The organism is Pseudomonas syringae pv. cilantro (genome assembly GCF_001293775.1).
GTDB classification, from domain to species: Bacteria; Pseudomonadota; Gammaproteobacteria; order Pseudomonadales; family Pseudomonadaceae; genus Aquipseudomonas; species Aquipseudomonas syringae_P.
Genome location: NZ_LGLN01000033.1, coordinates 682,229 through 705,375, shown reverse-complemented (window position 1 = coordinate 705,375; position 23,147 = coordinate 682,229). Strand labels below are relative to the sequence as shown.

The following is a 23,147-nucleotide window of genomic DNA, read 5'->3' as shown; positions in this document are numbered from 1 at the left end:
TCCGAACAACGTCGCACTCTTCGTACCCGACAGGCGTGGAAGTTTCCACGATTCGGCTACCGCCATCAAGGCAAACAGCCATCCAGCATGCCCTTCACCTGCCCTGCAGGCCATAAAAACCGGGGCTTTCGATGGTTGCCATTCCCAGAACGGCTCAGCCAGAGGACAATGTCGCAAAAGCCCCACTCAACGGAGCCCGCGAATGTCCGATTTAAAGACCATGTTCCAACTCAGCGGCCGTGTGCATGCGCATGCCAACCTGAGCAACGCGACGCTGATCATCATCGACGCACAGAAAGAATACCTCAGCGGCCCGCTGGCCCTGACCGGTGTCGACGAAGCCCTGGCCAATATCGGTCTGCTGGTGGCCAAGGCGCGTGCGGTCAAATGCCCGATCGTTCATGTCCGTCATCTGGGCACCGTGGGCGGCCTGTTCGACCCGCAGGGCGAGCGCGGGCAACTGGTTCCGGAACTGCTGCCGCAGGGCGATGAGCATCTGATCGAAAAACGCCTGCCCAATGCCTTCAACGGCACCGGTTTGCACGAACTGCTGCAAAGTCTGGGTCATCTGGACCTGATCGTCTGCGGGTTCATGAGCCATTCCAGTATCAGCACCACCGTTCGCGCGACCAAGGATTATGGCTATCGCTGCACACTGGTCGACGACGCCTGCGCAACCCGCGACCTGCCGAGCCAGCATGGCGTGGTCAGTGCTCACGTGGTACACAGAACCGAGATGGCAATCATGGCCGACAACTTCGCGACCCTGGCCCTGACCAAAGACCTGATCTGACTGTTTCGAGAGGGCGAAAAAACGCTCTTGCCCAGGCCACAGCGCCGACATTTATCGAGCCGATACCTGCTGAGGAAAAAGCATGAAGACGTCAGGTGGTTTCAATGCACGTCGCCTGCGCAACAAAGGCCAGGGCAACTGGCGCAAACGGATTGGCACGCTGATCGCGCTGCTGCTGCTGGCTGCGCTGGGCATATTGCTGACCGTCGCCGGTGTCTCCAGCCTGATCGGCCATCCGCAGATGCTGGGTGAACTGAATGCCAGCCCGGGCGGTGCCGCGTTTGTTGCAGTGGGTGGATTGCTGGTGTTTTATCTGGGTGTCTGGCTGTGGCGCCGCTGCCGTCGTCAACCCGGCGCAAGCGGTTTGAGTATCTCTGCCCATTTGCTGAAAAAACACAACTGACCCGCTCGCCCGAACGGTTAGACTAGCCTCCTTCGCGGAGGCCTCATGCAAGACGACGATTTTTCCCTGTTCAGAAGCGAAACGCGCGGCGTCAAGCCGCTCAGGCATGAACATGCCGATGTCGGCAAACCCAAAGCTGATCGAAAAATGCTCGCCCGCCTGCGTCAGTCCGCGACCGTGCGCACCGACTCGGTGACGGTCGACGGGCTCTCGGACCAGTTTGTCATCGATGTCGGGCCGGAAGATGTGCTGAGCTGGTCACGTGACGGCGTGCAAGAAGGTCAGATGCGTAAGCTGAAGCTCGGCCAGATCAGCTTCGAAGGCAGCCTCGACCTGCACGGCATGACCGTAGAGGTAGCGCGCGAGACGTTGTGGGAGTTTCTGGCAGAAGCCACAAAACTGGAAATACGCTGTGTGCGTGTCACCCATGGCAAGGCAGTGCGTCTGGACGGCAAGCGTCCGATGATCAAGAGTCACGTCAATACGTGGCTGCGTCAGCATTCGCAGGTGCTGGGTTTTTGCTCATGCCAGGCCAGGCACGGCGGCGCTGGCGCGGTGTACGTCGTGCTGAAACGCACCATGATGGAAGGACGCGACGAGTAATCCCGTTCGCGCCCTTCAATGCTCACCGGGCAGCAGCACGCTGCCTGATTCGGCACTCAGCGCGGGCCAGGACCGCCAGGGCCAGGTCCGCCGCCACCACCGTGCCCACCCGGCCCCGGCCAGAATGGCCAGCAACCGGAAACCGACGACAGTACGATGGCGAACATCGCTATTTTTGCTACTCGACTCAACATCAGGATTCACGCTCTCGACAGGCTATTGACTGATGACCTGAGTCAGACAACGCGGCCTGCCGGAAGTGGGTAGCGATCGGGTTGCGAGTGCGTAAGCGAAGCGATACAACCATCTTCCGGATCGCCACTTCTGATACTGACATGCGAAGATCCGTTCTGCAGGCGCTATCTGACCAGGCAGTCAGAACCAGATTCTGAACGCAAGCCATGAGACAGCCAGTGCGAACACCGCACCGGATGCAGCAGACACCAGAATATTTCGGGTTTCATGGGCGGGCTTGTTACGAACCTCATTGCCCAGTTGCTCAAGGTCTTCGCGCATTGGCTTTATGACTTGATCGTGGCTCATGTTCATCCTCTCTCGGGGTGTCAGGTCAAGCCTGTCGACTGGCCCCGCCTGCGCACTGGCCACCTAAAACTTGTGAATGAAAGCAGCCGCAGTAACGATTACTGTAATGAGGCCCTCAGGCGCTACAAATGGGTAAAAGCTGGTCTCTCGCTTCAGTTTGCCGGTCTCTGCGATCATCTTGCGCGTCTCGGCCACCCATTTGTGAACCTCGGCCTGTAGCTTCTCAAACTCCAGCTCATCCTTCTGACTCGGCCTTTCGGGTCACGGAGTGCACGTCGTGTGCCGCCCTCAAAAAATATGAATCCTGAGGGTCCGAATCGCAAGGCCTATCAACCTGCCAGGTGGCTTTAGACGCTACGGCGTATGTCTCTTCAGTATTCCTGATACGGTAGAGCAGGTCGGTCCGAGCAAAAAACTCAAGGTAAAGCCAAATACCCCAGGCATTACCAAGCGACGGCAGTACAACTGCAAGCAGACCTACGCTACCATGCACGCCACGGCCGGGCTCAACCCCTTATTCATCGCCAACAGGATAAAGCACAGCATGTAGCTGCTGTCATCACGTACACCAGTTCACTCGGCTCAGCATCAACCGGGGTGATCGATAATCTGGAAACGCTCCTCGTTGGCACAAAATCGGTACACCCCCAATAAACGTACCGCTCTGAAACCCACACGGAAACACAGTCCTGTGACACTGGAACAGAATTACACCGCCATACTCGGGCAACTGGGCGAGGACGTCTCGCGCGAAGGTTTGCTGGACACCCCCAAGCGCGCCGCCAAGGCCATGCAATACCTGTGTCGCGGTTATACGCAGACGCTGGAAGAAGTCACCAACGGTGCGCTGTTCAGCTCTGACGCCAGTGAAATGGTGATGGTCAAGGACATTGAGCTGTACTCTCTGTGCGAACACCATCTGCTGCCATTCATTGGCAAAGCCCATGTGGCCTACATTCCGAAGGGCAAGGTGCTGGGCCTGTCCAAGGTGGCACGGATCGTCGACATGTACGCCCGCCGTTTGCAGATTCAGGAAAACCTCAGCCGTCAGATCGCCGAAGCCATCCAGCAAGTGACCGGCGCAATGGGCGTTGCAGTGGTGATCGAAGCCAAGCACATGTGCATGATGATGCGCGGTGTCGAGAAACAGAACTCGGCCATGATCACGTCGGTGATGCTCGGCGAATTCCGTGAAAACGCCGCCACACGCAGCGAGTTTCTCAGCCTGATCAAGTGACCCGCTCAGCCTGCGTTCATGTGCTTTGATGCACGTTGCACGGTAGGCCGATTTTTGCCACTGCCCGCACGAGGTATGACCGTGTTCATGAAAGCGTTAAGAGTCGGCCTTGGCCAGCTCGTCATCGGCATCGACTTCCTGACCCGCCCCGGCCGGAAAAAGCGTGATCCTCAGGCTCAGGCAGCCGTCGACGAAGCCGCTCGGGGCCTGACGCTGTATCAGTTTCATGCCTGTCCGTTCTGCGTGAAGACCCGTCGCGCCCTGCGCCGCCTCAATGTTCCGGTTGCGCTGCGCGACGCGAAGAACAACGAACTCGATCGCCAGACGCTGCTCAACGAAGGCGGCAGGATCAAGGTGCCTTGCCTGCGTATCGAAGAAGATGGCAAGACGGTCTGGATTTACGAGTCAAAGGTGATCATCGACTACCTTGACCAGCGCTTCGGGGCCATCTGAGTTCCGACTGCCCGCCCGACTGCCCGCCGTCTGTCAGCGCGGGCAACCTTCCTCGCGACAAGCCACATAGGCTTTCAGCTGTTTGACTCGCACCCTGGTCTGCTCGGCCAGGCATCGCGAATGCACCAGCGGCCAGATCGAACCTGAATCCTCGGGTTTGCCCGCCTGATACTGGCAATCGGCATCACGCAGGGCTATCCACTTTTGCTGCGCGTCTTTGAGTGCCTGTTTTTTTTCCGGGGTCTGGAGCCAGGCCATCTGCGCTTTGTATTGCTTGTTCAGGTCCGCGTCGAGTGTCGCCAGCTCATTGGCGGCACACTTGTTCATGCTCGCCTGATTGGTGTTGCAGTCCTCGGCCTGAGCGGAGCAGCCGACGCCGAGCGCGATGAAGGCGGCGAGAAGGGTCAGTGAAGTACGCATAAATTCGTTGCTCTCAAGAGGATCGGATCAGTCCAGCATGCCAACGTAGCCGGGCTGAGCCTGAACCCGCTCCAGCCAGCGGCGGATGCCGGTGTAGGGCGCCAGGTCGAAGCCGCCTTGATGCGCCACGTGAGTGTAGGCATACAAGGCGATGTCGGCGATCGAGAAGTTGTCGCCTACCAGGAAAGGTGTGCGGTCGAGCTGTTGCTCCATGACCGCCAGCGCGCGATAGCCAGACTTTTGCATGGCCCGATATTCGACCATGCGCTCGGCGGGCAACCCCAGGTAAAACTGGATAAACCGCGCGACGGCTACCGACGGCTCGTGGCTGTACTGCTCGAAAAACTGCCACTGCAACACTTGTGTCCGCAAACGCGGCTCACTTGGCAGGAAGCGGGAGCCATCGGCCAGAAAATTGAGAATCGCATTGGACTCCCACAGGCACGTGCCATCTTCCAGTTCCAGCACCGGAATCTTGCCATTGGGGTTCTTTTCGAGAAACGCCGGGGTCTGGGTTTCGCCGCCGAGAATATCCACCGGCACCCACTCGTACGCGCTGCCCAGCAGGCTGAGCATCAGCTTTACCTTGTAGCAATTGCCCGAATTGTAATCACCGTAAACCTTGTACATCGCCCTGCTCCCTTGGTGTGTTCGGGTTGGATCGGATCAAGCCGCTTGCAGATTCTGTGCTGCACGCACAACAGATGCCAGTCGTTTTATGCCTTCATCCAGACGCGCCGGGTTGATATGACTGAAATTGAGCCGCAGATGACCGGGGTTGGCGTCCGGGTCGGCAAAAAACGGCTCGCCCGGCATGAAGGCGACATCCTGCGCCAGCGCCGAATCCAATAAGGTGCGGGTGTCCAGCGCCTGCTTGAGGGTCAACCAGAAAAACAGGCCACCTTGCGGGCTGTTCCACACCGCCAGATCTGTAAAATGCTGTTGCAAGGCGCTCTCAAAGGCGTCGCGTCGACCGCGATAGAACTCGCGCAGCATCACCAGATGCTCACGATAGTGCTCGGTACCGATCCACTGCAAGGCCTGCCATTGTCCCAGACGATTGGTGTGCAGATCGGCAGACTGTTTCAACCGCAGCAGGTGCGGAAACAGATCGGGGCTGGCGATCAGATAACCCACTCGCAGACCGGGAAGCAGCGTCTTCGACACCGTGCCGGTGTAGATCCAGCTGGCCTTTTTCAGACTGCTCACAATCGGCCTGGCACTGCCACCGTCATAGGTCAGTTCGCGAAGGTTCATCCTCGGATGAGCGTCACGCCGAACTCGTCCAGCAGGTCCGCAACCGCGTCGCGGCTGGCCTGGCTGCAGCGCACCGCCGAAGGGTTCTGGAAGGTCGGAATGAGGTAGCCAAAAGCTGGCGTGTGCTGCTCCAGACGCTGGCGCATGGCCTGAAGATCCGGACCTTCTGCGAGCAGAGGCACCGTGATGCAGTCGGCACCGAACAGCTGGAATATCTGCAACGCAGCCAAGTAGGTCGGCGCTTCCAGCAACACCTCGGTGCCTTTGTCGATGTAGAGTTTGGCGGCCAGATCAAACGTCTGCTGTGAACCGCTGACCACCATCACCTGACTGGCTTCACAGGCAATTATTCCCAATGCACGCGCTTCGGCCGCCAATGCTTCGCGCAGGGCAAGCTCGCCTTCACTCATGCCGTATTGGCCCAGCGCGACCGGCATATCGGCCCATTCGACCTTGGGTAGCATCGACTCGGCAGGCAGGCCACCGGCGAACGACATCACCTCCGGACGCTGGGCGGCGGCGAGAATTTTGCGAAGCGGGTCAGGACGCGGTGGATGGCTGGCTGACGGTCAACCGCGCGCTGGGCCAGACGCTGCAATCCGGGGCGTGCCCGCCAGGTGCCGACGCTGAGTGAGCGAGTCTTTTGCAACGGTGCCTGCGTTTGCTCGTATCGCTGTATCGTAGAACCGCGCACGCATCCGCTTAGGCTTGGCGTCCTTTGTTACCTGCCTGCTGCAAGAATCGCCCTCCATGAACCAGACCCTGGCGGACGGTTATTACCCGCCCACCTCGCCGCTGATTTCGACGACCGGAGTTGCCTCGCTGCTGACCGCACCGTTCGGCTGCCACGGGATCAATCTGGCAGCCATCAGCGCAGCGACCTGGTGCGGCATGTTCTATTGCATCGTCGGCCTCTTTGGCTGGCCCCTCGCTGCTCTGTTCAGCGCGTTCCCCAAGGAACTGGTGCTGTCGATTGCAGCACTGGCGCTGTTCGGCTCGATCATCAGTGGCCTGACGGTCGCCATGGCCGAACCGAAACAACGCGAATCCGCATTGATCACCTTGGTGACTGCATCGGGCATGACGCTGTTTTCCATTGGCTCGGCATTATGGGGCATCATCGCAGGCGTGGTGACGCTGCTGATTCTGAACGCGCGCAAGGCCGATTGAGCCCGCGCCTCGAACTTCAGCGGCCGGCTGCGGACACCAGCAGGGTGCCGGCATCTGCATCGAGGATTGCTGGCATCCCCAGCGGCACCGCCTGATTGAGGTCGCCGTGGCCGACCGGCAAGCCGCCGAGTACCGGGATGCCCAGGCCGCCCAGCCGCTCCAGCAAGACGTGCGCAGGGCTGATGGTGCCGCCGGTGTTCGCGGCCGGGGTGAACTCACCGACAGCAATGCCCGCCAGTCGCCCGAGAATGCCGCAGTTACCCAGATGGGTGAGCATGCGGTCAACCCGATAAGCGGGCTCGTTGACTTCCTCGATGAGCAGAATGGCACCGGTGAGGTCTGGCATGAACGGTGTGCCGACCGAGGTATCGAGTATGCACAGGTTGCCGCCGAGCAGCAGGCCTTGCGCGCTGCCCGAGGTCCGCACACTGGCGGTCGGCGAACCGGGATCGGCCTTGAGCAACACGGGTTCGGCACTCATCAGCACCTGACGCATGCCGCTGACGAACAGACCGCCGCGTTCCAGTTGCGCAGCGACGGGCCCGTGAATGGTCGCCAGGCGCGTATGGTTCCATAGTGCGCCGTGCAGGGCGGTGATATCGGAAAAACCTGTCACCAGCTTCGGATCGCGGCGCACGGCATCCATGTCAACCTGTTGCACGATCCGTTGCACGCCATAGCCACCGCGCGTGCAAAGCACTGCGCGAACTTCCGGATCAGCCAGTGCCGCATTGAGGTCGGCGAGCCGCTCTTCGTCGGTCCCCGAATAGAACGAATAAGCACCCAGCGCATGAGGGTAGACACGCGGCCGCAGCCCCCAGCTCTTCAGAACCTCGACGGCTGCTTCGACCCTGGCAGCGGCAACCGGCCCGGCAGGCGAGACCAGCGCCACGGCGTCACCTGCACGCAGAACTTGAGGTTGAAGGGTGTGCAGACTCGTCACGGGCATCGCAATCATCCGGGTATTCATTGAGCGGACAATGTAGAGCACCGAGGCAGGCGACTCAAGCCGCGCAGGCGCCCGGCGTGCGTCCGCTCTGTGAATCGACTTGAACGCCATAGCCTGATCGGACTCCTATCAACCATATGGATCAAACGGCATTCGCTCGATGATCGCTTGTTGCCTGAAGCTGCTTGCCGGACCAGTGTTGCGAGCGTTTGAATCCATTCTTGAACCATTTTTAAGAGGCCCTGCCATGACTGATCTTTTCAACCGCCAGTTCCTGCTCGCCAAACGCCCTTCGGGCACTGTGCGTCGTGATGACTTCACCTATCAGACTGTCCCGGTGACCGCCCTCGTCGACGGCCAGATTCTGGTCAAAAACAAATACCTGTCCCTGGACCCGGCCATGCGTGGCTGGATGAACGAGGGCAAGTCCTACATTCCGGCCGTGCAACTGGGCGAGGTCATGCGCGCACTGGGTGTGGGCGAAGTGCTTGAATCGAAAAACCCCAGATTTACCGTCGGCGATCACGTGCAAGGGGCCGTCGGTGTTCAGGATTATTTTATCGGTGAGCCCAAGGGTTTCTACAAGGTAGATACCCGCCTGGCTCCCCTGCCGCTGTATCTGTCGGCGCTGGGCATGACCGGCATGACTGCTTACCTGGCGCTGCTGGACGTCGGCCAGCCAAAAAGCGGCGACACGGTGCTGATTTCCGGCGCGGCAGGTGCCGTTGGCAGCGTGGCCGGGCAGATTGCCAAAATCAAAGGCTGCCGGGTCGTCGGCATCGCCGGGGGCAAGGAGAAATGCCGCTTGCTGACTGAAGAGCTGGGATTCGATGCGGCGATCGACTACAAATCCGAGGACGTGCTGGACGCCGTGAAGCGCCACTGCCCGGACGGTGTGAATGTGTACTTCGATAACGTTGGCGGCGACATTCTGGACGCTGCACTCAGCCAATTGGCGGTCGGCGCACGTGTGGTGATCTGCGGTGCCATCAGCCAGTACAACAACACCACCGCTGTCAAAGGCCCGGCCAACTACATGTCGCTGCTGGTCAACCGCGCACGCATGGAAGGCTTCATCGTGCTCGATCACGCGGACCGCTTTGCAGAGGCTGGCCAGGTCATGGCGGGCTGGATCGAGGAAGGCAAGCTGAAGAGCAAAGAGCATATCGAAGAGGATCTGGAGACATTCCCGGAGACCTTCCTGAAGCTGTTTACCGGTGACAACTACGGCAAGCTGATATTGAAGGTGGAATGAAAGCAGCCGTTCAGACTCTCGTGCCAATGCGGCGGCACGATAGTTGAGGTTATCGTTCCACACGCTCCAGCGTGGAAATGCAGTTCGAGACGCTCTGCGTCGCAAAAGAGGACGCAGAGCTTCCAGAACGGCGTGCTGACGCAAAGCGTCGCACGATAATCGTTCCTGCGCTCAGCGCCCTTCTGATCAGGCCAGTTCGGCGACCACTGCGGCCAGTGCATCGGCCGGGTTGGCGGCCTGGCTGATCGGGCGGCCGATTACCAGGTAGTCGGAGCCTGCGTCCAGTGCCTGACGCGGAGTCAGGATGCGGCGCTGATCGTCTTGCGCGCTGCCTGCCGGGCGGATGCCGGGGGTGACCAGTTGCAGTGACGGGTGAGCCGCTTTCAACGCCTGCGCCTCCAGTGCGGAACAGACCAGCCCGTCCATGCCGGCTTTTTCAGCCAGCGCCGCCAGGCGCAACACCTGCACCTGCGGATCGATGTCCAGACCGATACCGGCGAGGTCTTCGCGCTCCATGCTGGTCAGCACTGTCACACCAATCAGCAAAGGCTGTGGGCCGGTTCGCTGTTCAAGCACTTCACGGCATGCAGCCATCATGCGCAGCCCGCCGGAGCAGTGCACATTGACCATCCACACGCCCATCTCTGCCGCCGCCTTGACGGCCATGGCGGTGGTGTTGGGAATGTCATGGAATTTGAGATCCAGAAACACTTCGAAGCCCCTGTGGCGCAGGGTTTCGACGATGTCCGATGCGCAACTGGTGAACAGCTCCTTACCCACCTTGACCCGGCACAACGTGGGATCAAGTTGATCCGCCAGTCGCAGAGCGGCTTCGCGGGTCGGAAAATCCAGGGCGACGATGACAGGAGTCTGGCAGGCGGACATGAGCGTGGTCTCAGGTAAGTCGAAATCGGCGCGCATTGTAGCCGAACCGGCGAACGGGCGGGACCCGTAGATCGGTATTTGGCTGATGGCCGTCGCAAAAAGTCACGAATCGCTGCACCCGCGCAGTACACCGCTGAGCTAGCCTGCACCAGACCTGCACAACACGATGACCTGGTTAACTGCAGCGTTCTGTAAACGACCTGTTTTGAGGCAACACGACGGTCATTAATGCACTGGCACGGCGTCTGCAACAGGATGTTTCATCGATTATCGAATCTCAGGGAGATAACAATGAGCACGAAACTCAAGCCTACGCTTGGCACGCTTCATCTATGGGGGATTGCGGTCGGGCTGGTGATCTCCGGCGAATACTTCGGCTGGAGTTACGGCTGGGGCGCAGCCGGGACCCTGGGCTTTTTGGTAACGGCCCTGATGGTTGCGACCATGTACACCTGTTTCATTTTCAGTTTTACCGAACTGACCACCGCCATTCCTCACGCGGGCGGGCCGTTTGCCTATAGCCGCCGTGCCTTTGGCGAGAAAGGCGGGCTGATCGCCGGCATGGCGACCCTGATCGAATTCGTCTTTGCGCCACCGGCCATCGCCATGGCCATTGGTGCCTATCTCAACGTTCAGTACCCGGGCCTTGACCCCAAACACGCGGCCGTCGGGGCCTATATCGTATTCATGGCGCTCAATATCGTAGGCGTGAAACTGGCTGCAACCTTTGAACTGGTGGTGTGCATTCTGGCGGTTGCCGAGCTACTGGTGTTCATGGGCGTGGTCGCACCGGCCTTCAGCTTCAGCAATTTCGCCCTCAATGGCTGGGCGGGTTCGCAGACGTTCGGGCCTGAAGCGATTGCCGGCATGTTCGCGGCGATTCCGTTCGCGATCTGGTTCTTTTTGGCCATTGAAGGTGCCGCCATGGCTGCCGAAGAAGCCAAGGACCCGAAACGTACCATCCCCAAAGCCTACATCAGCGGCATTCTGACTTTGGTGTTTCTGGCCATCGGCGTCATGCTGTTTGCCGGTGGCGTGGGTGACTGGCGTACCCTGGCCAATATCAACGACCCGCTGCCGCAAGCCATGAAGGCAGTGGTCGGTGACAGTTCCGGCTGGCTGCACATGCTGGTGTGGATCGGCCTGTTTGGTCTGGTCGCCAGCTTCCACGGCATCATCATGGGCTACTCGCGCCAGTTCTTCGCCCTCGCCCGCGCCGGTTACCTGCCTGCCTCGCTGGCCAGACTGTCGCGCTTTCAGACACCTCACCGGGCGATCATCGCCGGCGGCCTGATCGGTATCGCCGCGATCTACAGCGATGGGCTGATCAACCTGAGCGGCATGACCTTGACGGCTGCCATGATAACCATGGCCGTGTTCGGCGCAATCGTCATGTACATCATGAGCATGCTCAGCCTGTTCAAGCTGCGCAAGACCGAGCCGCAGCTGGAGCGCACGTTCCGCGCTCCGGGCTACCCGGTGGTGCCTGGAATTGCTCTGGTTCTGGCAGTGGTGTGCCTGGTGGCAATGGCCTGGTTCAACCTGCTGATCGGCCTGATTTTCCTGGGCCTGATGGCGATCGGGTTCATCTACTTCAGCCTGACCGCCAGCTCGCGCGCCGAGGCACCGGCCGATGCGATGCTGACTGGCCGATAATCGCAAACAGACTCTACCCCGTGTTGCGTGCAAACAGCCTTGCACGCAACGCGCTTGTGGCGCGTACACTTGAACTATTGAGCAGCCTGGCTGCTCAAACCGGTATCACAACAAGGAGAGCGCTATGCCCTGGTATGCCTGGTTAATTCTGCTCGTAGCCATCGGCTCGATTGTCGGCGGCCTGATGATGCTGCGTGACACAGCCAAGAAACTGCCCCTGACCGAAGAACAGCTCAAGCGTGTTCATGAGCGCAATGCGGAAATGGACGCCAAGGACGCCAGAGACCGCTGAGTCAGCAAAGGTGGCAGATCGTTAACGCTGTCCCCCTTCCCTCTTTGCCCTAGTGTCTGTTCCCGTTTCATCGCGNGAAAAGGGAACAGCCATTCTCTGCGTCCTGCGCCTGGCCTGGCTTGGCGAGATTTGGCCCAGCAACGCGGCTCGCGATGAAACGGGAACAGACCCTAGTATCTTTCTTGCTCATGCCTTATTGCACAGCAGCGCTCGTACTCATCGGCAGTACCTTGATGTGCAACGGCTGAAAGATATCCGCCAGTGTTCCCGCACTGCGCAGCTGCTCCAGCAATACGGTGAAGTGCGCTACGTCGATATTGCCATCGGGGCGCAATAACGCATATTGCCGATAAATCTGGTCAACACGGTCGGACACCATCAATTGTCCGGCTTCGTCCTTGTTATGGGCCATGAAGTCAATCAGATAGGAACGGGTCACCGGCGCAATGTCCACTCGCCCGCGCACGACCATCAGCAGATTGCTGTCGTGAGAGTAGGTCGAGGTAATATTGAAGTGCTCGTTCAGAAACTTCTGATCGGTATTGAAGTTGGCAAAACCGTAGTGATACCCGGAAAACACGGCCAGGCGCTTTCCGGAGAGCGTGTCGAAATAGTCCTGCTCACGACCTTCAGCCCGCCGGGCCACGTACACCTCAGCATCTTCAAGGCCCATGTCGACCGTTTCATGGGGAATATCTTTCCAGCCCCAGTCAGGGTTTTCAAAGATCGCGATGTCGAAACGGCCTTCGGTGAAATCGCGAAAGCGCCGTGCCACGGAGGTCGGGATCATCACGAACTGGTAATCATCCTGCGCAGCGTTCAAGGCGGCGATCAGACGCGGCAACAGACCGGTGTCTTCACCTTTTTCAGGACGCACCATATACGGCGGGAAATGCACCGCAGCCACACGCACCACTTGCGCTGCGAAGCACTGCGACCCCGTCAACAGCGAGAGCAGCAGACATACGCCCACTACCGTGCTGCGCAGTTGCCCATCGATTGTCACTGTAAGTCTTTTCATAAAAACAACATTAATCAAAGCCCACCACGCTATGCGGTTTCCCTGATTTAAACAACTGTCAAATCACCGGCGTCAGCCAGTTTGAAGTACTGTCTGCCTTATACGTGCAATAAACTGGCAAGCTGCAGCAACACGGTATCGCTTGATCAGTATCGAGGCAGACAGGACCAGCGGTGCGAGAGAGTCCGGCACGGCGGGTCAATGTGGCTACGCTGTAGTCATTCAACAGGGTAAGGGAGCTTGATAATGCCACATTGGCTGGTGATTGATCTGGAGGCTACCACCGAAGAGGGTGGCTGGCCGGTCGCAGAAATGGAAGTCATCGAGATAGGCGCGACGCTGGTCAATCAGGACGGGCGCGAACTGGATCACTTCGAGCGCTTCGTACGCCCCGTCCGCAGGCCGCTGCTGACCCACTTCTGTCGCGAACTGACCCATATAACTCAAAGCAACATAGACAGCGCCGCACCGCTCACCGCTGTATGGCCGCAGTTCGAACGCTGGCTTGCCCATCATCGCGCTCGCGTGGTGGGATGGGCGAGCTGGGGGGATTACGATCGACAGCAACTGGAAGAGGAATGGCGCAACCATAAACTCGACAGCGCCCTCTCAAGCATGCCACACGTCAATCTCAAACAGCGCTTTGCCCAGGCTCGTCACCTGCAAAAACCGATGGGCCTGAACAGCGCCCTGCAACTGGCCGGCATGCAGTTTTCCGGTCAGCAACACAGAGCACTGGTCGATGCGCGCAACACCGCGAGACTGCTGCCACTGATTCTGACCAACTGAATATTCATGCTTGCGGGCGACACTTTAATCAGGCGTGACGGGGTTTGGCGGGTTGGGCATACTGGCGTGCCATTTCCAGCCCTTTCATAAGGAACCGCTCATGTTCAAGGTCAACGAGTACTTCGACGGCACCGTCAAATCCATCGCCTTCAGCCAGGCCGAAGGTCAGGCAACCATCGGCGTCATGGCCGCGGGCGAATATGAGTTCGGCACTGCACAGCGGGAAATCATGCACGTCATTTCCGGTGAGCTGAATGTGAAACTGCCTGACAGCAGCGACTGGGAGACTTTCTCCACCGGCAGTCAGTTCAACGTACCGGCAAACAGCAAGTTCCAGCTCAAGGTCAGCGTCGATACTGCTTACCTGTGTGAATATCGCTGAGACCGATCAGAGGGAGGTCATCGCCTCCCCCCTTTGGCGCCCCATCATGCCTTGTCAGCATTGAACTGCAACGCCGCCAGGCGCGCGTACAGCGGGTTGCTGTCGATCAATTGCCGATGCGTACCGACCGCCACCAACCGCCCCCGATCCATAACGGCAATGCGGTCGGCATTCTGTACCGTGGCCAGACGATGCGCGATCACCAGCGTGGTACGGCCCTGCATCAGGCTCGGCAACGCTTGCTGAATCAAGTGCTCACTCTGTGCATCCAGCGCGCTGGTCGCTTCATCCAGTAACAACACCGGCGCGTCGACCAGCAATGCCCGGGCAATCGCCAGACGTTGCCGCTGCCCGCCCGACAGCCCCAGCCCGCCTTCGCCCAGATGGGTGCGATAGCCATCGGCCATTTCCAGGATGAACTCGTGAGCATGGGCGATTCTGGCGGCTGCTTCTACCTGCTCGAAACTGGCGTTCGCATTGCCGTAGCGGATGTTGTCCTCGACGCTGCCAAAAAACAGGGCCGGCGATTGCGAGACGAGTGCGAAACAGCGACGCAGGTCATGAGGATCAAGCTGTGCGGAGGCCATGCCTTCGATCAGAATCCGCCCTTGCACTGGATCATAAAAACGCAGCAGCAGATCGAAGATCGTTGACTTGCCCGCCCCGGACGGCCCGACCAGCGCCAGCGTCTCGCCGGGCTCCACGCTCAGGGTCAGGTTGTCGACGGCGTTGCGCTCCGGTCGCGAAGGATAAGCAAAGCTGACGTTCTCCAGCGCCAGACGCCCACTGATGCGCTGCGGCAGGGTCAGCAGATCGGTCGTCGGCGCGCGGATGTCGCTGCGTGCCTGGAGCAATTCGCCGATACGCTCGGCGGCACCTGCGGCGCGCTGCAACTCGCCGATCACTTCGCTCAAGGTGCCAAACGCCATGCCTACCACCAGCGCATAAAACACGAACGCCGCCAGTTCACCACTGGAGATGCGGCCGTTGATCACGTCCATGCCGCCCACCCACAACATCACGGCCACCGCCCCCAGCACCAGAACGATGACCAGCGTAATCAGCCAGGAACGTTGCAAAATCCGTTTGCGTGCCGTTTCAAAGGCCTGTTCGACGGTCTGCGAAAAGCGCTGTTTGTCCTGCTGCTGATGGTTGTAGGCCTGAACCGTCTTGATCTGCCCCAGCGCCTCGGCCACATAGCTGCCAACGTTGGCGACCCGGTCCTGACTTTCGCGCGACAGGGTGCGCACCCGGCGACCAAACATGAGGATGGGCGCGATGATCAGCGGCAGGGCCACTACCACGATACTGGTCAGCTTGGGGTTGGTGATGAACAGCAACACAATGCCGCCAATCACCATCAACGCATTGCGCAGAAACATCGACAGAGATGAACCGATGACCGATTGCAACAAGGTGGTATCGGCGGTCAATCGCGACTGAATTTCCGAGCTGCGGTTATTTTCATAGAAGCCCGGATGCAACTCGATCAGGTGGTCGAAGACTTTCTTGCGCAAGTCCGCCACCACACGCTCGCCGATCCACGACACAAGGTAGAAGCGCGCAAATGTCCCGATGGCCAGGCCGACCGTCAACAGCATGAACAGCCCGATCGAACGCTCGAGCAGTTGCGCAGAACGGGTCATGAAGCCTTGGTCGATCATCAGCTTGATGCCCTGCCCGATCGACAGGGTGATGCCGGCGGTGATGACCAGCGCCAACAAGGCACCCAGTGCCTGCCAGCGATACGGAGCAATGAAGCTTGCGGCCAGACGTATGGCCTGGCGCTGACGCCCGGAAACCCGTGAAATCATTGAAAATAAACCCGCCTGTCTGCCGATATGAGCGAATCGCCAGCCTGCACCTGTCAGGAAAACGGTGCTGGACGTGATTCTGAGTGAACTTGCGGCCTGCACCAAAGGTCAGGTTATGACTGCTTTACAGCGGTGCTAGACGACAACGATCTAAGCGCATGCTGGCAGATTTGCATCATTTCTGTTGCACTTGTATCGCGTTTGAGCGGCTGACAGTATCTGTCACGGACCGGTCATCAAGCGCGGTTAATTTAACGCCGTTACCTGATGAAAGGAGAGACACCATGAGCCTGCACGAGCGCAGCACCGAAGTTCAAGTCGTACGAGCCACACCCGGTCTTCCGGTTGGCGGTGCCATTCTCGACGAGGACGGGCAAGAAGTACTGATCACCGAAGAAATGGTTCAGGCAGCCTGTCAGGAATGCGACAACAACTGGGTAACACCGGAAAAATAAGACCTGTCGAATCCATTGAAACCCGACCTCGTTGTCGGGTTTTTTATGCGCCGCACACCTTGATCGATCAGACCCGCACCGCACCCAGGGCCGTGACGATCTGCGCCAGTGCTTCGGACTCACCCTCAAGCCGAACCTTCAGCCCGTCGATTTCCCGGCGTGGCGGGTAGTGTTTGCGCAAGGCATCGAAGGCCAGGCGCTGACTGGCCGTGTCACCGGTCAGGCTGCGACGAAAATCCGCATCATCGCGGCGCGGGTCGTACACGCCACGACACAACATGGTCATAGCCCACATCGCATCGGTGTCGGCATCGAGACTGACCTGCGCCAGCCAGGGCCGGGGCAGTAGCTCGTCGAGGCTGATCAGCGGCGGCTGGCCGAGAAAGGCGCACAACGCCTGATAGATCCGGGCGGTGCCACGCTGCCGGCCATCAAGGCTGTAACCGGCGATGTGCGGCGTGCCGATCACACACAGATCGGCCAGCGCGACGTTGACCTGCGGCTCACCCTCCCAGACATCCAGCACGGCCTGCAGGTCTTCACGAGCGAGCAGCACGTCATGCAGCGCGGCGTTATCCACCACTGCACCACGGCTGGCATTGATCAGCCAGGCGCCGCGTCTGAGCTGACGCAGACGCGCCTCGTCAAACAGGTGCCAGGTGGGCAGCTCCCCGGTGTTGGTCAGCGGCGTGTGCAGGCTGATGACGTCGCAGCGCCGGATGATTTCGTCGAGGCTGACAAACCCTTCTCCTTCGGCCGACGCACGGGGTGGATCGCACACCAGCACATTCCAGCCCAGCGCCTTGAGCACGGTCACCAAACGCCCCCCAACCTGCCCTGCCCCGACGACGCCGTAGGTACGCTGCCGGAGATCGACACCTTCGATCTCGGCCAGGGTCAGCAGGCTGCCGAGCACATAATCGACCACGCCACGCGCATTACAGCCCGGCGCGCTGGACCACTGAATGCCGGCTTGCTGAAGCCAGGCGAGGTCCAGGTGATCGGTGCCGATGGTGCAAGTACCGACGAATCGTACCGGGCTGCCTTCAAGCATTTCGCGGGTTACCGGCGTTACCGAGCGCACCAGCAGGATGTCGGCGTCCGCCACCGCTGCACGGTCGATGGCGCGGCCGGGCAAGCGACGTATGTCGCCGAAATCAGCAAAAAAGGCGTCGAGCAGGGGGATGTTTTCGTCAGCAACAATGCGCATGGAAGATTCTCGGGGTCGGGCAGGCTGGGACCGGTCCATATCGTGAACAGGCGCGGGGTGCGGTGATGCGGTAATCAGTCGGACTTCTTGCGAATCCAGTACAGAAAGGTTTCTGCCTCTGCCCGCTCTTCGACCAGCTCGTGGCCGAGGAAGACGCAGAACTTGGGGATGTCACGGCGCGTGGAAGGATCGGTCGCGATGACCTTGAGCAATCCGCCTGCGGGCAGGTCGCGAACTTTCTGGTGCAGCATCATCACCGGTTCCGGGCAGTTCAGCCCGGTGGCATCCAGCACGGCATCAACGGTGAGGTTTTCAACGGATTCAGACATGGGGCACTCCAGAAGCGGGTAGCGATTGTCGCTCAAATCGGTGAGCAGGCCAAATGCAGGTTGCTCATCATGCTAATGACCCTCGTGCCAAGACCGCATTGACTATCGTGCACGTCTCCGTGTTGGCACGCAGTTCGTGACGCTCTGCGTCATACAGCGGTTCTGCGATGTCAGTCGTGTTTGTTTACGACTCAAGGCACCTTCTCGCCCCTCGGCGACTCACTTGGAGAGCAGCTCAGGCTCGACTCACCTCAGCGCTTCGCGGCTTTGGCCACATCCAGCCGGCGCAGGTGGCAGGTGACTTCTTCGCGGTCGTGGTAGAGCTGTTTGCAGCCGATCGAGACTCGCACGCCGCGCGCCTGAAAGCCTTCTTCGATGCGGTCGAGTAAGCGACGCACTTCAGCGTAGCGCTGTTTCATCGGCAGTTTCAGGTTGACCACTGCTTCGCGGCACAGGCCTTCGCCCAGCCAGGTTTCCAGCAGTGCCGCATTGCGGGCAGGCTTTTCGACGATGTCGCACACCATCCAGTCCACCGGCTGACGAGGCTTGTAGGTGAAGCCATCGGCCATCAGATGCTGCACCAGCCCGGTGTCCATCAGACTTTCGGCCATGGGGCCGTTGTCGATGGCTGTCACCAGCATGCCACGGCGCACCAACTGGTAGGTCCAGCCACCGGGCGCGGCGCCCAGGTCTACGCCGGTCATGTCACCGGAAAGACGCTCGTCCCATTGATCTCGAGGAATGAAATGGTGCCACGCTTCTTCCAGCTTGAGGGTCGAGCGGCTCGGTGCCTCGCGGGGAAACTTCAGGCGCGGAATGCCCATCGGCCACATTGCCGAGTTGCCGGCGTCAGCCATGCCGAGAAACACTTCGCGACCACTCTTGAAGGTCAACAGCAAACGCGGCTTGCGCGGATCATCGACCAGCTTGCCCGCCTGGCTCAGCGCCTTGCGTAAGGGCGCTTCGAACTTCTTGCAGAAATTCGACAGCTCTTTGCCATCGTTGGTGTCCACTACCTCAAGCCACACGCTACCGCAGGTCGGAAACGCCGACAGCTGGGCGAGGATCACGCTGATGCGGTCGGTTTCCGGCAGGTCGAGGAAAAAGCCTCGCGCCCACTGCCGAGGGAAAATCAGCTTGTCGAAGCGCTGGCCGCTCATCAGCCGCTCAGGCCCGTCAGCGTCCGTGCAGATAAATTCGGCGCAGGCGGTGTCGGGTCGTGCCTTGGCGTAACCGGCAACGTCCAGACGCGCAGCATGGTCGGCGATTTCCGAACAGACCTCCCCTTCAAAACCGGGTCGGCAATGCATAAACAGCGTATTCATGGGTTACTCCTGGGCAATGGGCACTCGGGCGTAACCCCGCAGACTTGAAAGCCGCGCATGATAGCCCAATCCAGGAACCACTGGCGCGGCCAGACAGTCCACAGAAGCTGAAGCCTGTTACGGGGCTCCCGACCTGATGCATATGAAGCCCCGTAATCCGATGTCCGGAGATCATTCCAAAAGGAGACGTTCATGCCCTCCCTCGATAGCCTGAAGAGCCTGAAAACGCTCGAAATCGACAACAAGACTTACCACTACTTCAGCCTGCCCGATGCGGCCCGCTCACTCGGCAATATCGACAAGTTGCCCATGTCGCTCAAAGTGCTGCTGGAAAACCTGCTGCGCTGGGAAGACAACAAGACCGTGACCGGCAACGACCTCAAGGCCATCGCCGACTGGTTGACCGAGCGCCGTTCAGACCGGGAGATTCAATACCGCCCTGCCCGGGTGCTGATGCAGGACTTCACCGGTGTGCCTGCGGTGGTCGATCTGGCCGCCATGCGTGCTGCCGTGGCCAAGGCTGGCGGCGACCCGCAGCGCATCAACCCGCTGTCGCCAGTGGACCTGGTGATCGACCACTCGGTCATGGTCGACAAGTTCGGCGACCCGGCGGCCTTCGAGCAGAACGTCGACATCGAGATGCAGCGCAACGGCGAGCGCTACGCGTTTCTGCGCTGGGGCCAAAGCGCCTTCGATAACTTCAGCGTAGTGCCGCCTGGCACCGGCATCTGCCATCAGGTCAACCTCGAGTACCTGGGCCGCACGGTCTGGACCAAAGAAGAAGACGGCCGCACCTACGCGTTTCCCGACACGCTGGTCGGCACCGACTCGCACACCACGATGATCAACGGCCTCGGCGTGTTGGGCTGGGGCGTGGGCGGGATCGAGGCCGAAGCGGCCATGCTCGGCCAACCGGTCTCGATGCTGATCCCGGAAGTGATCGGTTTCCGGCTGACCGGCAAACTGAAAGAAGGCATCACCGCCACCGATCTGGTGCTGACCGTGACCCAGATGCTGCGCAAGAAAGGCGTGGTCGGCAAGTTCGTCGAGTTCTACGGTGACGGTCTGGCCGATCTGCCGCTTGCCGACCGGGCGACCATCGCCAACATGGCACCGGAATATGGCGCGACCTGCGGCTTCTTCCCGGTCGACGAAGTGACGCTGGATTACCTGCGCCTGTCCGGGCGTCCCGATGAGACCGTTAAACTGGTCGAAGCCTATTGCAAAGCGCAAGGCCTATGGCGTCTGCCCGGCCAGGAGCCAGTGTTCACCGACAGCCTGGAACTGGACATGGGCACGGTAGAGGCCAGCCTCGCCGGGCCGAAACGCCCGCAAGACCGCGTGGCGTTGCCGAATGTCGCCCAGGCGTTCAACGACTTCCTGGGGTTGCAGGTCAAGCCTGCCAAGGTCGAAGAGGGCCGTCTGGAAAGTGAAGGCGGCGGTGGCGTAGCGGTCGGCAACGAGGCGCAGGTCAGCGGCGAAAGCCAATATGAGTACAACGGGCAGACTTATCACCTGAAAGACGGCGCGGTGGTGATCGCAGCCATCACCTCCTGCACCAACACGTCAAACCCCAGCGTGATGATGGCGGCCGGGCTGGTGGCGAAAAAAGCGGTCGAAAAAGGCCTGCAACGCAAGCCCTGGGTAAAAAGCTCGCTGGCCCCCGGCTCCAAAGTTGTGACCGATTACTACGAGGCGGCAGGTCTGACCCAGTACCTTGATGCCTTGGGCTTCAACCTGGTGGGTTATGGCTGCACCACCTGCATCGGCAACTCCGGCCCGCTGCTGGAGCCTATCGAAAAAGCTATTCAATCGTCAGACCTGACCGTGGCGTCGGTGCTGTCGGGCAACCGCAATTTCGAGGGCCGGGTTCATCCGCTGGTCAAGACCAACTGGCTGGCCTCGCCGCCGCTGGTGGTGGCCTATGCCCTGGCAGGCTCGGTGCGCATCGACATCAGCAGTGAGCCACTAGGCTTAGGCTCGGACGGCAATCCTGTCTATCTGCGTGACATCTGGCCCAGCCAGAAAGAGATCGCCGACGCGGTCGCCAGCGTCAACACCGGCATGTTCCACAAGGAATACGCCGAGGTGTTCGCCGGTGACGAGCAATGGCAAGCCATCGAAGTGCCGCAGGCCGCCACTTATGTGTGGCAGGACGACTCGACGTACATTCAGCATCCGCCGTTCTTCGACGGCATCGACGGCCCGTTGCCAGTCATTCAGGACGTGGAAAATGCGCGCGTCCTCGCCCTGCTGGGAGACTCGGTTACCACCGACCATATCTCGCCGGCCGGCAACATCAAGGCGGACAGCCCGGCCGGCCGTTACCTGCAAGAGAAAGGCGTCAAGTCGCAGGACTTCAACTCCTACGGCTCGCGTCGCGGCAACCATGAAGTGATGATGCGCGGCACCTTTGCCAACATTCGGATCCGCAACGAAATGCTCGGCGGCGAAGAAGGCGGCAACACCGTGCATGTGCCCTCCGGCGAGAAGCTGGCTATCTACGACGCCGCGATGCGCTATCAGACCGAGGGCACACCGCTGGTGATTGTCGCGGGTCTGGAGTACGGCACGGGTTCCAGTCGCGACTGGGCTGCCAAAGGCACCAACCTGCTGGGCGTCAAAGCGGTCATTGCCGAAAGCTTCGAGCGGATCCACCGTTCCAATCTGGTGGGCATGGGCGTTCTGCCGTTGCAGTTCAAGAACGGCCAGACGCGCAAGACCCTGGGCCTGACCGGCAAGGAAACCCTGAAAATCACCGGGCTGACCAACGCCGACGTGCAGCCGGGCATGAGCCTGACCCTGCACATCGAGCGCGAGGACGGCAGCAAGGAGACCGTCGACGTGTTATGCCGCATCGACACGCTCAACGAGGTGGAATACTTCAAGTCTGGCGGCATTCTGCATTATGTGTTGCGACAGCTGATCGCTTCCTGATTCAGAATGACGGTAGCCCTGCCCATCACGGGCAGGGCTACCGCTGGCTGAAAGGTGAAGCTGTGACCTGACTGGCGCGAATGTTATACAGTATCGCTCCTCTCGAATCAGGAGCGTTTCAATGACGTCAAGACACGGGCTTTTTCTTGCTCTTCTCGCAACGGGATACGGGCTAGCGCTGGTATATGGCAACCTGGCCCCCATCGCAGCAGTAAGTTTTGGCTTGCTGCTTGTTGCCTGGCTTTGTGTGGCGCGATCCGCTTCTCGACATGTCCGTCTTTTCGGTCATTTGCTATTTATCGTGACGGGCCTGGCGCTGGCGACTCACCTTTTGCCGGGGTTCAATAATGCCAAAGTCATTGATAACGCCAGATTCACAGCTGACGCTGCCGCTTTTTCCATGTACCTGAATCTTGACAAGCCCCTGATCGGCTTTTGGCTATTGCTTGCCTGCCCGTGGATTCTGCCAAGAATCGACGTCAATCAGTCACTCAAAGTGGGCCTGCTGGCGCTGATTGCGACGTCTGCTCTCTGCATGACAGTGGCGGCATCACTTGGCACCGTAGACTGGGCACCCAAATGGCCCGCGCAAAGCACCCTGTGGTGGGTGAACAACCTGCTGCTGGTGACATTGACCGAAGAGCTGTTTTTTCGCGCTTATCTTCAGGGCAGCCTGCAACGGCTCTTCGCAGGATGGAAATTCGCGACGCCTATGGCAATTGCTATTACCGCAAGCCTGTTTGGGTTGTCTCACATCGGCGCAGGCTGGGAATGGATGCTGCTGGCGGGACTTGCAGGTTTGGGCTACGGCATCGCATTTCGTATCGGCGGCTTACCGTCTGCGGTTATTTGCCACTTCGGTCTCAATGCCGTGCATTTCGGCCTGTTCACTTACCCCATGCTTGCCCGGTAATCTGACCCACCAGTCATTTGACGGGCGATACTCAATTTATCGGCTCACCTGCCGAT

23 protein-coding genes and 3 pseudogenes are annotated in these 23,147 nt (G+C 59.8%); 15 read left to right on the top strand and 11 right to left on the bottom strand.

Annotated elements, in window-relative coordinates; translation table 11 throughout:
• The first annotated feature begins 202 nt into the window (after positions 1–202).
• From ABJ99_RS10225 to ABJ99_RS10215, 3 genes are all read left to right on the top strand, one after another.
• Positions 203–793, top strand: a complete 591-nt coding sequence (locus tag ABJ99_RS10225) for a cysteine hydrolase family protein (protein ID WP_054085707.1) — start codon at positions 203–205, stop codon at positions 791–793.
• 82 nt (positions 794–875) lie between these two features.
• Positions 876–1,196 (top strand): hypothetical protein, encoded by a 321-nt coding sequence (locus ABJ99_RS10220; RefSeq protein WP_054085706.1) that lies wholly within the window; start codon positions 876–878, stop codon positions 1,194–1,196.
• Between the two features lie 45 nt (positions 1,197–1,241).
• The gene (locus ABJ99_RS10215) at positions 1,242–1,799 is read left to right on the top strand and encodes a Smr/MutS family protein (RefSeq protein ID WP_054085705.1); all 558 of its coding nucleotides are present in this window, start codon (positions 1,242–1,244) and stop codon (positions 1,797–1,799) included.
• 375 nt (positions 1,800–2,174) lie between these two features.
• Here the strand turns inward: ABJ99_RS10215 and ABJ99_RS28620 are convergent, their stop codons facing one another.
• Positions 2,175–2,342: a hypothetical protein gene (locus ABJ99_RS28620; RefSeq protein WP_162839088.1), complete on the bottom strand. Its 168-nt coding sequence runs from the start codon at positions 2,340–2,342 to the stop codon at positions 2,175–2,177.
• Between the two features lie 691 nt (positions 2,343–3,033).
• Between ABJ99_RS28620 and folE the strand changes: the two genes are divergently transcribed.
• Both folE and ABJ99_RS10205 read left to right on the top strand, forming a co-directional pair.
• Complete coding sequence (folE, locus tag ABJ99_RS10210; RefSeq protein ID WP_054085704.1) at positions 3,034–3,579, top strand: GTP cyclohydrolase I FolE; 546 nt, start codon at positions 3,034–3,036, stop codon at positions 3,577–3,579.
• 75 nt (positions 3,580–3,654) lie between these two features.
• Complete coding sequence (locus tag ABJ99_RS10205; RefSeq protein WP_080378089.1) at positions 3,655–4,032, top strand: glutaredoxin family protein; 378 nt, start codon at positions 3,655–3,657, stop codon at positions 4,030–4,032.
• 33 nt (positions 4,033–4,065) lie between these two features.
• Here the strand turns inward: ABJ99_RS10205 and ABJ99_RS10200 are convergent, their stop codons facing one another.
• From ABJ99_RS10200 to ABJ99_RS10190, 3 genes and pseudogenes are all read right to left on the bottom strand, one after another.
• A complete protein-coding gene (locus ABJ99_RS10200; RefSeq protein ID WP_054085703.1) occupies positions 4,066–4,452 on the bottom strand; it encodes a lysozyme inhibitor LprI family protein in 387 nt (128 codons plus the stop codon).
• A gap of 27 nt (positions 4,453–4,479) precedes the next feature.
• Positions 4,480–5,082 (bottom strand): glutathione S-transferase family protein, encoded by a 603-nt coding sequence (locus ABJ99_RS10195; protein ID WP_054085702.1) that lies wholly within the window; start codon positions 5,080–5,082, stop codon positions 4,480–4,482.
• A gap of 36 nt (positions 5,083–5,118) precedes the next feature.
• Positions 5,119–6,236, bottom strand: a pseudogene (locus tag ABJ99_RS10190) (aminotransferase-like domain-containing protein).
• Between ABJ99_RS10190 and ABJ99_RS26880 the strand changes: the two are divergent.
• Positions 6,227–6,343: pseudogene (locus tag ABJ99_RS26880) on the top strand (MarR family transcriptional regulator); the annotation flags it as partial. The pseudogenes ABJ99_RS10190 and ABJ99_RS26880 overlap by 10 nt on opposite strands.
• 56 nt (positions 6,344–6,399) lie before the next feature.
• Positions 6,400–6,879: pseudogene (locus ABJ99_RS10185) on the top strand (benzoate/H(+) symporter BenE family transporter); the annotation flags it as partial.
• A gap of 16 nt (positions 6,880–6,895) precedes the next feature.
• On the opposite strand, the gene ABJ99_RS10180 reads toward ABJ99_RS10185, so the two are convergent.
• The gene (locus ABJ99_RS10180) at positions 6,896–7,828 is read right to left on the bottom strand and encodes a S66 peptidase family protein (RefSeq protein ID WP_080378114.1); all 933 of its coding nucleotides are present in this window, start codon (positions 7,826–7,828) and stop codon (positions 6,896–6,898) included.
• A 247-nt stretch (positions 7,829–8,075) separates the two neighbouring features.
• Here ABJ99_RS10180 and ABJ99_RS10175 point away from each other — a divergent pair, with 247 nt between their 5' ends.
• Entirely contained in the window at positions 8,076–9,083 is a 1,008-nt protein-coding gene (locus ABJ99_RS10175) for an NADP-dependent oxidoreductase (protein WP_054085700.1), read from the top strand.
• 186 nt (positions 9,084–9,269) lie between these two features.
• Here ABJ99_RS10175 and pyrF read toward each other — a convergent pair whose 3' ends face one another.
• Positions 9,270–9,968, bottom strand: coding sequence for an orotidine-5'-phosphate decarboxylase (gene pyrF / locus ABJ99_RS10170; RefSeq protein WP_054085699.1), 699 nt, complete (start codon positions 9,966–9,968; stop codon positions 9,270–9,272).
• Positions 9,969–10,259: 291 nt separating this feature from the next.
• Here pyrF and eat point away from each other — a divergent pair, with 291 nt between their 5' ends.
• Positions 10,260–11,624: an ethanolamine permease gene (eat, locus tag ABJ99_RS10165; protein WP_054085698.1), complete on the top strand. Its 1,365-nt coding sequence runs from the start codon at positions 10,260–10,262 to the stop codon at positions 11,622–11,624.
• 124 nt (positions 11,625–11,748) lie between these two features.
• Entirely contained in the window at positions 11,749–11,916 is a 168-nt protein-coding gene (locus tag ABJ99_RS10160) for a DUF2897 family protein (protein ID WP_007252154.1), read from the top strand.
• 193 nt (positions 11,917–12,109) lie between these two features.
• Here the strand turns inward: ABJ99_RS10160 and ABJ99_RS10155 are convergent, their stop codons facing one another.
• A complete protein-coding gene (locus tag ABJ99_RS10155; RefSeq protein ID WP_054085697.1) occupies positions 12,110–12,937 on the bottom strand; it encodes a substrate-binding periplasmic protein in 828 nt (275 codons plus the stop codon).
• A 246-nt stretch (positions 12,938–13,183) separates the two neighbouring features.
• Here ABJ99_RS10155 and ABJ99_RS10150 point away from each other — a divergent pair, with 246 nt between their 5' ends.
• Positions 13,184–13,726 carry a 3'-5' exonuclease gene (locus ABJ99_RS10150; RefSeq protein ID WP_054085696.1) on the top strand — a complete coding sequence of 181 codons (543 nt, stop codon included), beginning with the start codon at positions 13,184–13,186 and terminating at the stop codon, positions 13,724–13,726.
• A gap of 100 nt (positions 13,727–13,826) precedes the next feature.
• Positions 13,827–14,108 (top strand): pyrimidine/purine nucleoside phosphorylase, encoded by a 282-nt coding sequence (ppnP, locus tag ABJ99_RS10145; RefSeq protein ID WP_054085695.1) that lies wholly within the window; start codon positions 13,827–13,829, stop codon positions 14,106–14,108.
• 44 nt (positions 14,109–14,152) lie between these two features.
• On the opposite strand, the gene ABJ99_RS10140 is transcribed toward ppnP, so the two are convergent.
• Positions 14,153–15,922, bottom strand: a complete 1,770-nt coding sequence (locus ABJ99_RS10140) for an ABC transporter transmembrane domain-containing protein (RefSeq protein WP_054085694.1) — start codon at positions 15,920–15,922, stop codon at positions 14,153–14,155.
• A gap of 284 nt (positions 15,923–16,206) precedes the next feature.
• On the opposite strand from ABJ99_RS10140, the gene ABJ99_RS28615 reads away from it, so the two are divergent.
• Positions 16,207–16,377, top strand: coding sequence for a PA1571 family protein (locus ABJ99_RS28615; RefSeq protein ID WP_054085693.1), 171 nt, complete (start codon positions 16,207–16,209; stop codon positions 16,375–16,377).
• A gap of 67 nt (positions 16,378–16,444) precedes the next feature.
• On the opposite strand, the gene pdxB is transcribed toward ABJ99_RS28615, so the two are convergent.
• From pdxB to rlmM, 3 genes are all read right to left on the bottom strand, one after another.
• The gene (pdxB, locus tag ABJ99_RS10130) at positions 16,445–17,587 is read right to left on the bottom strand and encodes a 4-phosphoerythronate dehydrogenase PdxB (protein WP_054085692.1); all 1,143 of its coding nucleotides are present in this window, start codon (positions 17,585–17,587) and stop codon (positions 16,445–16,447) included.
• A 74-nt stretch (positions 17,588–17,661) separates the two neighbouring features.
• The gene (tusA, locus tag ABJ99_RS10125) at positions 17,662–17,916 is read right to left on the bottom strand and encodes a sulfurtransferase TusA (protein WP_007252147.1); all 255 of its coding nucleotides are present in this window, start codon (positions 17,914–17,916) and stop codon (positions 17,662–17,664) included.
• 251 nt (positions 17,917–18,167) lie between these two features.
• Positions 18,168–19,241, bottom strand: coding sequence for a 23S rRNA (cytidine(2498)-2'-O)-methyltransferase RlmM (gene rlmM, locus ABJ99_RS10120; RefSeq protein ID WP_054085691.1), 1,074 nt, complete (start codon positions 19,239–19,241; stop codon positions 18,168–18,170).
• Positions 19,242–19,433: 192 nt separating this feature from the next.
• Here rlmM and acnA point away from each other — a divergent pair, with 192 nt between their 5' ends.
• Both acnA and ABJ99_RS10110 read left to right on the top strand, forming a co-directional pair.
• Entirely contained in the window at positions 19,434–22,178 is a 2,745-nt protein-coding gene (gene acnA, locus ABJ99_RS10115; protein WP_054085690.1) for an aconitate hydratase AcnA, read from the top strand.
• A gap of 121 nt (positions 22,179–22,299) precedes the next feature.
• Positions 22,300–23,091, top strand: a complete 792-nt coding sequence (locus ABJ99_RS10110; protein ID WP_054085689.1) for a CPBP family intramembrane glutamic endopeptidase — start codon at positions 22,300–22,302, stop codon at positions 23,089–23,091.
• Positions 23,092–23,147 lie beyond the last annotated feature (56 nt).

Coding starts and splice junctions, on each gene's coding strand:
- ABJ99_RS10195 (WP_054085702.1), bottom strand. CDS start 5,082: ATGTACAAGGTTTACGGTGATTACAATTCGGGCAATTGCTACAAGGTA.
- ABJ99_RS28620 (WP_162839088.1), bottom strand. CDS start 2,342: ATGAGCCACGATCAAGTCATAAAGCCAATGCGCGAAGACCTTGAGCAA.
- ABJ99_RS10150 (WP_054085696.1), top strand. CDS start 13,184: ATGCCACATTGGCTGGTGATTGATCTGGAGGCTACCACCGAAGAGGGT.
- ABJ99_RS28615 (WP_054085693.1), top strand. CDS start 16,207: ATGAGCCTGCACGAGCGCAGCACCGAAGTTCAAGTCGTACGAGCCACA.
- ABJ99_RS10175 (WP_054085700.1), top strand. CDS start 8,076: ATGACTGATCTTTTCAACCGCCAGTTCCTGCTCGCCAAACGCCCTTCG.
- ABJ99_RS10220 (WP_054085706.1), top strand. CDS start 876: ATGAAGACGTCAGGTGGTTTCAATGCACGTCGCCTGCGCAACAAAGGC.
- ABJ99_RS10225 (WP_054085707.1), top strand. CDS start 203: ATGTCCGATTTAAAGACCATGTTCCAACTCAGCGGCCGTGTGCATGCG.
- ppnP (WP_054085695.1), top strand. CDS start 13,827: ATGTTCAAGGTCAACGAGTACTTCGACGGCACCGTCAAATCCATCGCC.
- ABJ99_RS10160 (WP_007252154.1), top strand. CDS start 11,749: ATGCCCTGGTATGCCTGGTTAATTCTGCTCGTAGCCATCGGCTCGATT.
- ABJ99_RS10140 (WP_054085694.1), bottom strand. CDS start 15,922: ATGATTTCACGGGTTTCCGGGCGTCAGCGCCAGGCCATACGTCTGGCC.
- ABJ99_RS10200 (WP_054085703.1), bottom strand. CDS start 4,452: ATGCGTACTTCACTGACCCTTCTCGCCGCCTTCATCGCGCTCGGCGTC.
- pdxB (WP_054085692.1), bottom strand. CDS start 17,587: ATGCGCATTGTTGCTGACGAAAACATCCCCCTGCTCGACGCCTTTTTT.
- ABJ99_RS10205 (WP_080378089.1), top strand. CDS start 3,655: ATGACCGTGTTCATGAAAGCGTTAAGAGTCGGCCTTGGCCAGCTCGTC.
- ABJ99_RS10110 (WP_054085689.1), top strand. CDS start 22,300: ATGACGTCAAGACACGGGCTTTTTCTTGCTCTTCTCGCAACGGGATAC.
- ABJ99_RS10155 (WP_054085697.1), bottom strand. CDS start 12,937: ATGAAAAGACTTACAGTGACAATCGATGGGCAACTGCGCAGCACGGTA.
- acnA (WP_054085690.1), top strand. CDS start 19,434: ATGCCCTCCCTCGATAGCCTGAAGAGCCTGAAAACGCTCGAAATCGAC.
- eat (WP_054085698.1), top strand. CDS start 10,260: ATGAGCACGAAACTCAAGCCTACGCTTGGCACGCTTCATCTATGGGGG.
- ABJ99_RS10215 (WP_054085705.1), top strand. CDS start 1,242: ATGCAAGACGACGATTTTTCCCTGTTCAGAAGCGAAACGCGCGGCGTC.
- ABJ99_RS10180 (WP_080378114.1), bottom strand. CDS start 7,828: ATGCCCGTGACGAGTCTGCACACCCTTCAACCTCAAGTTCTGCGTGCA.
- tusA (WP_007252147.1), bottom strand. CDS start 17,916: ATGTCTGAATCCGTTGAAAACCTCACCGTTGATGCCGTGCTGGATGCC.
- rlmM (WP_054085691.1), bottom strand. CDS start 19,241: ATGAATACGCTGTTTATGCATTGCCGACCCGGTTTTGAAGGGGAGGTC.
- pyrF (WP_054085699.1), bottom strand. CDS start 9,968: ATGTCCGCCTGCCAGACTCCTGTCATCGTCGCCCTGGATTTTCCGACC.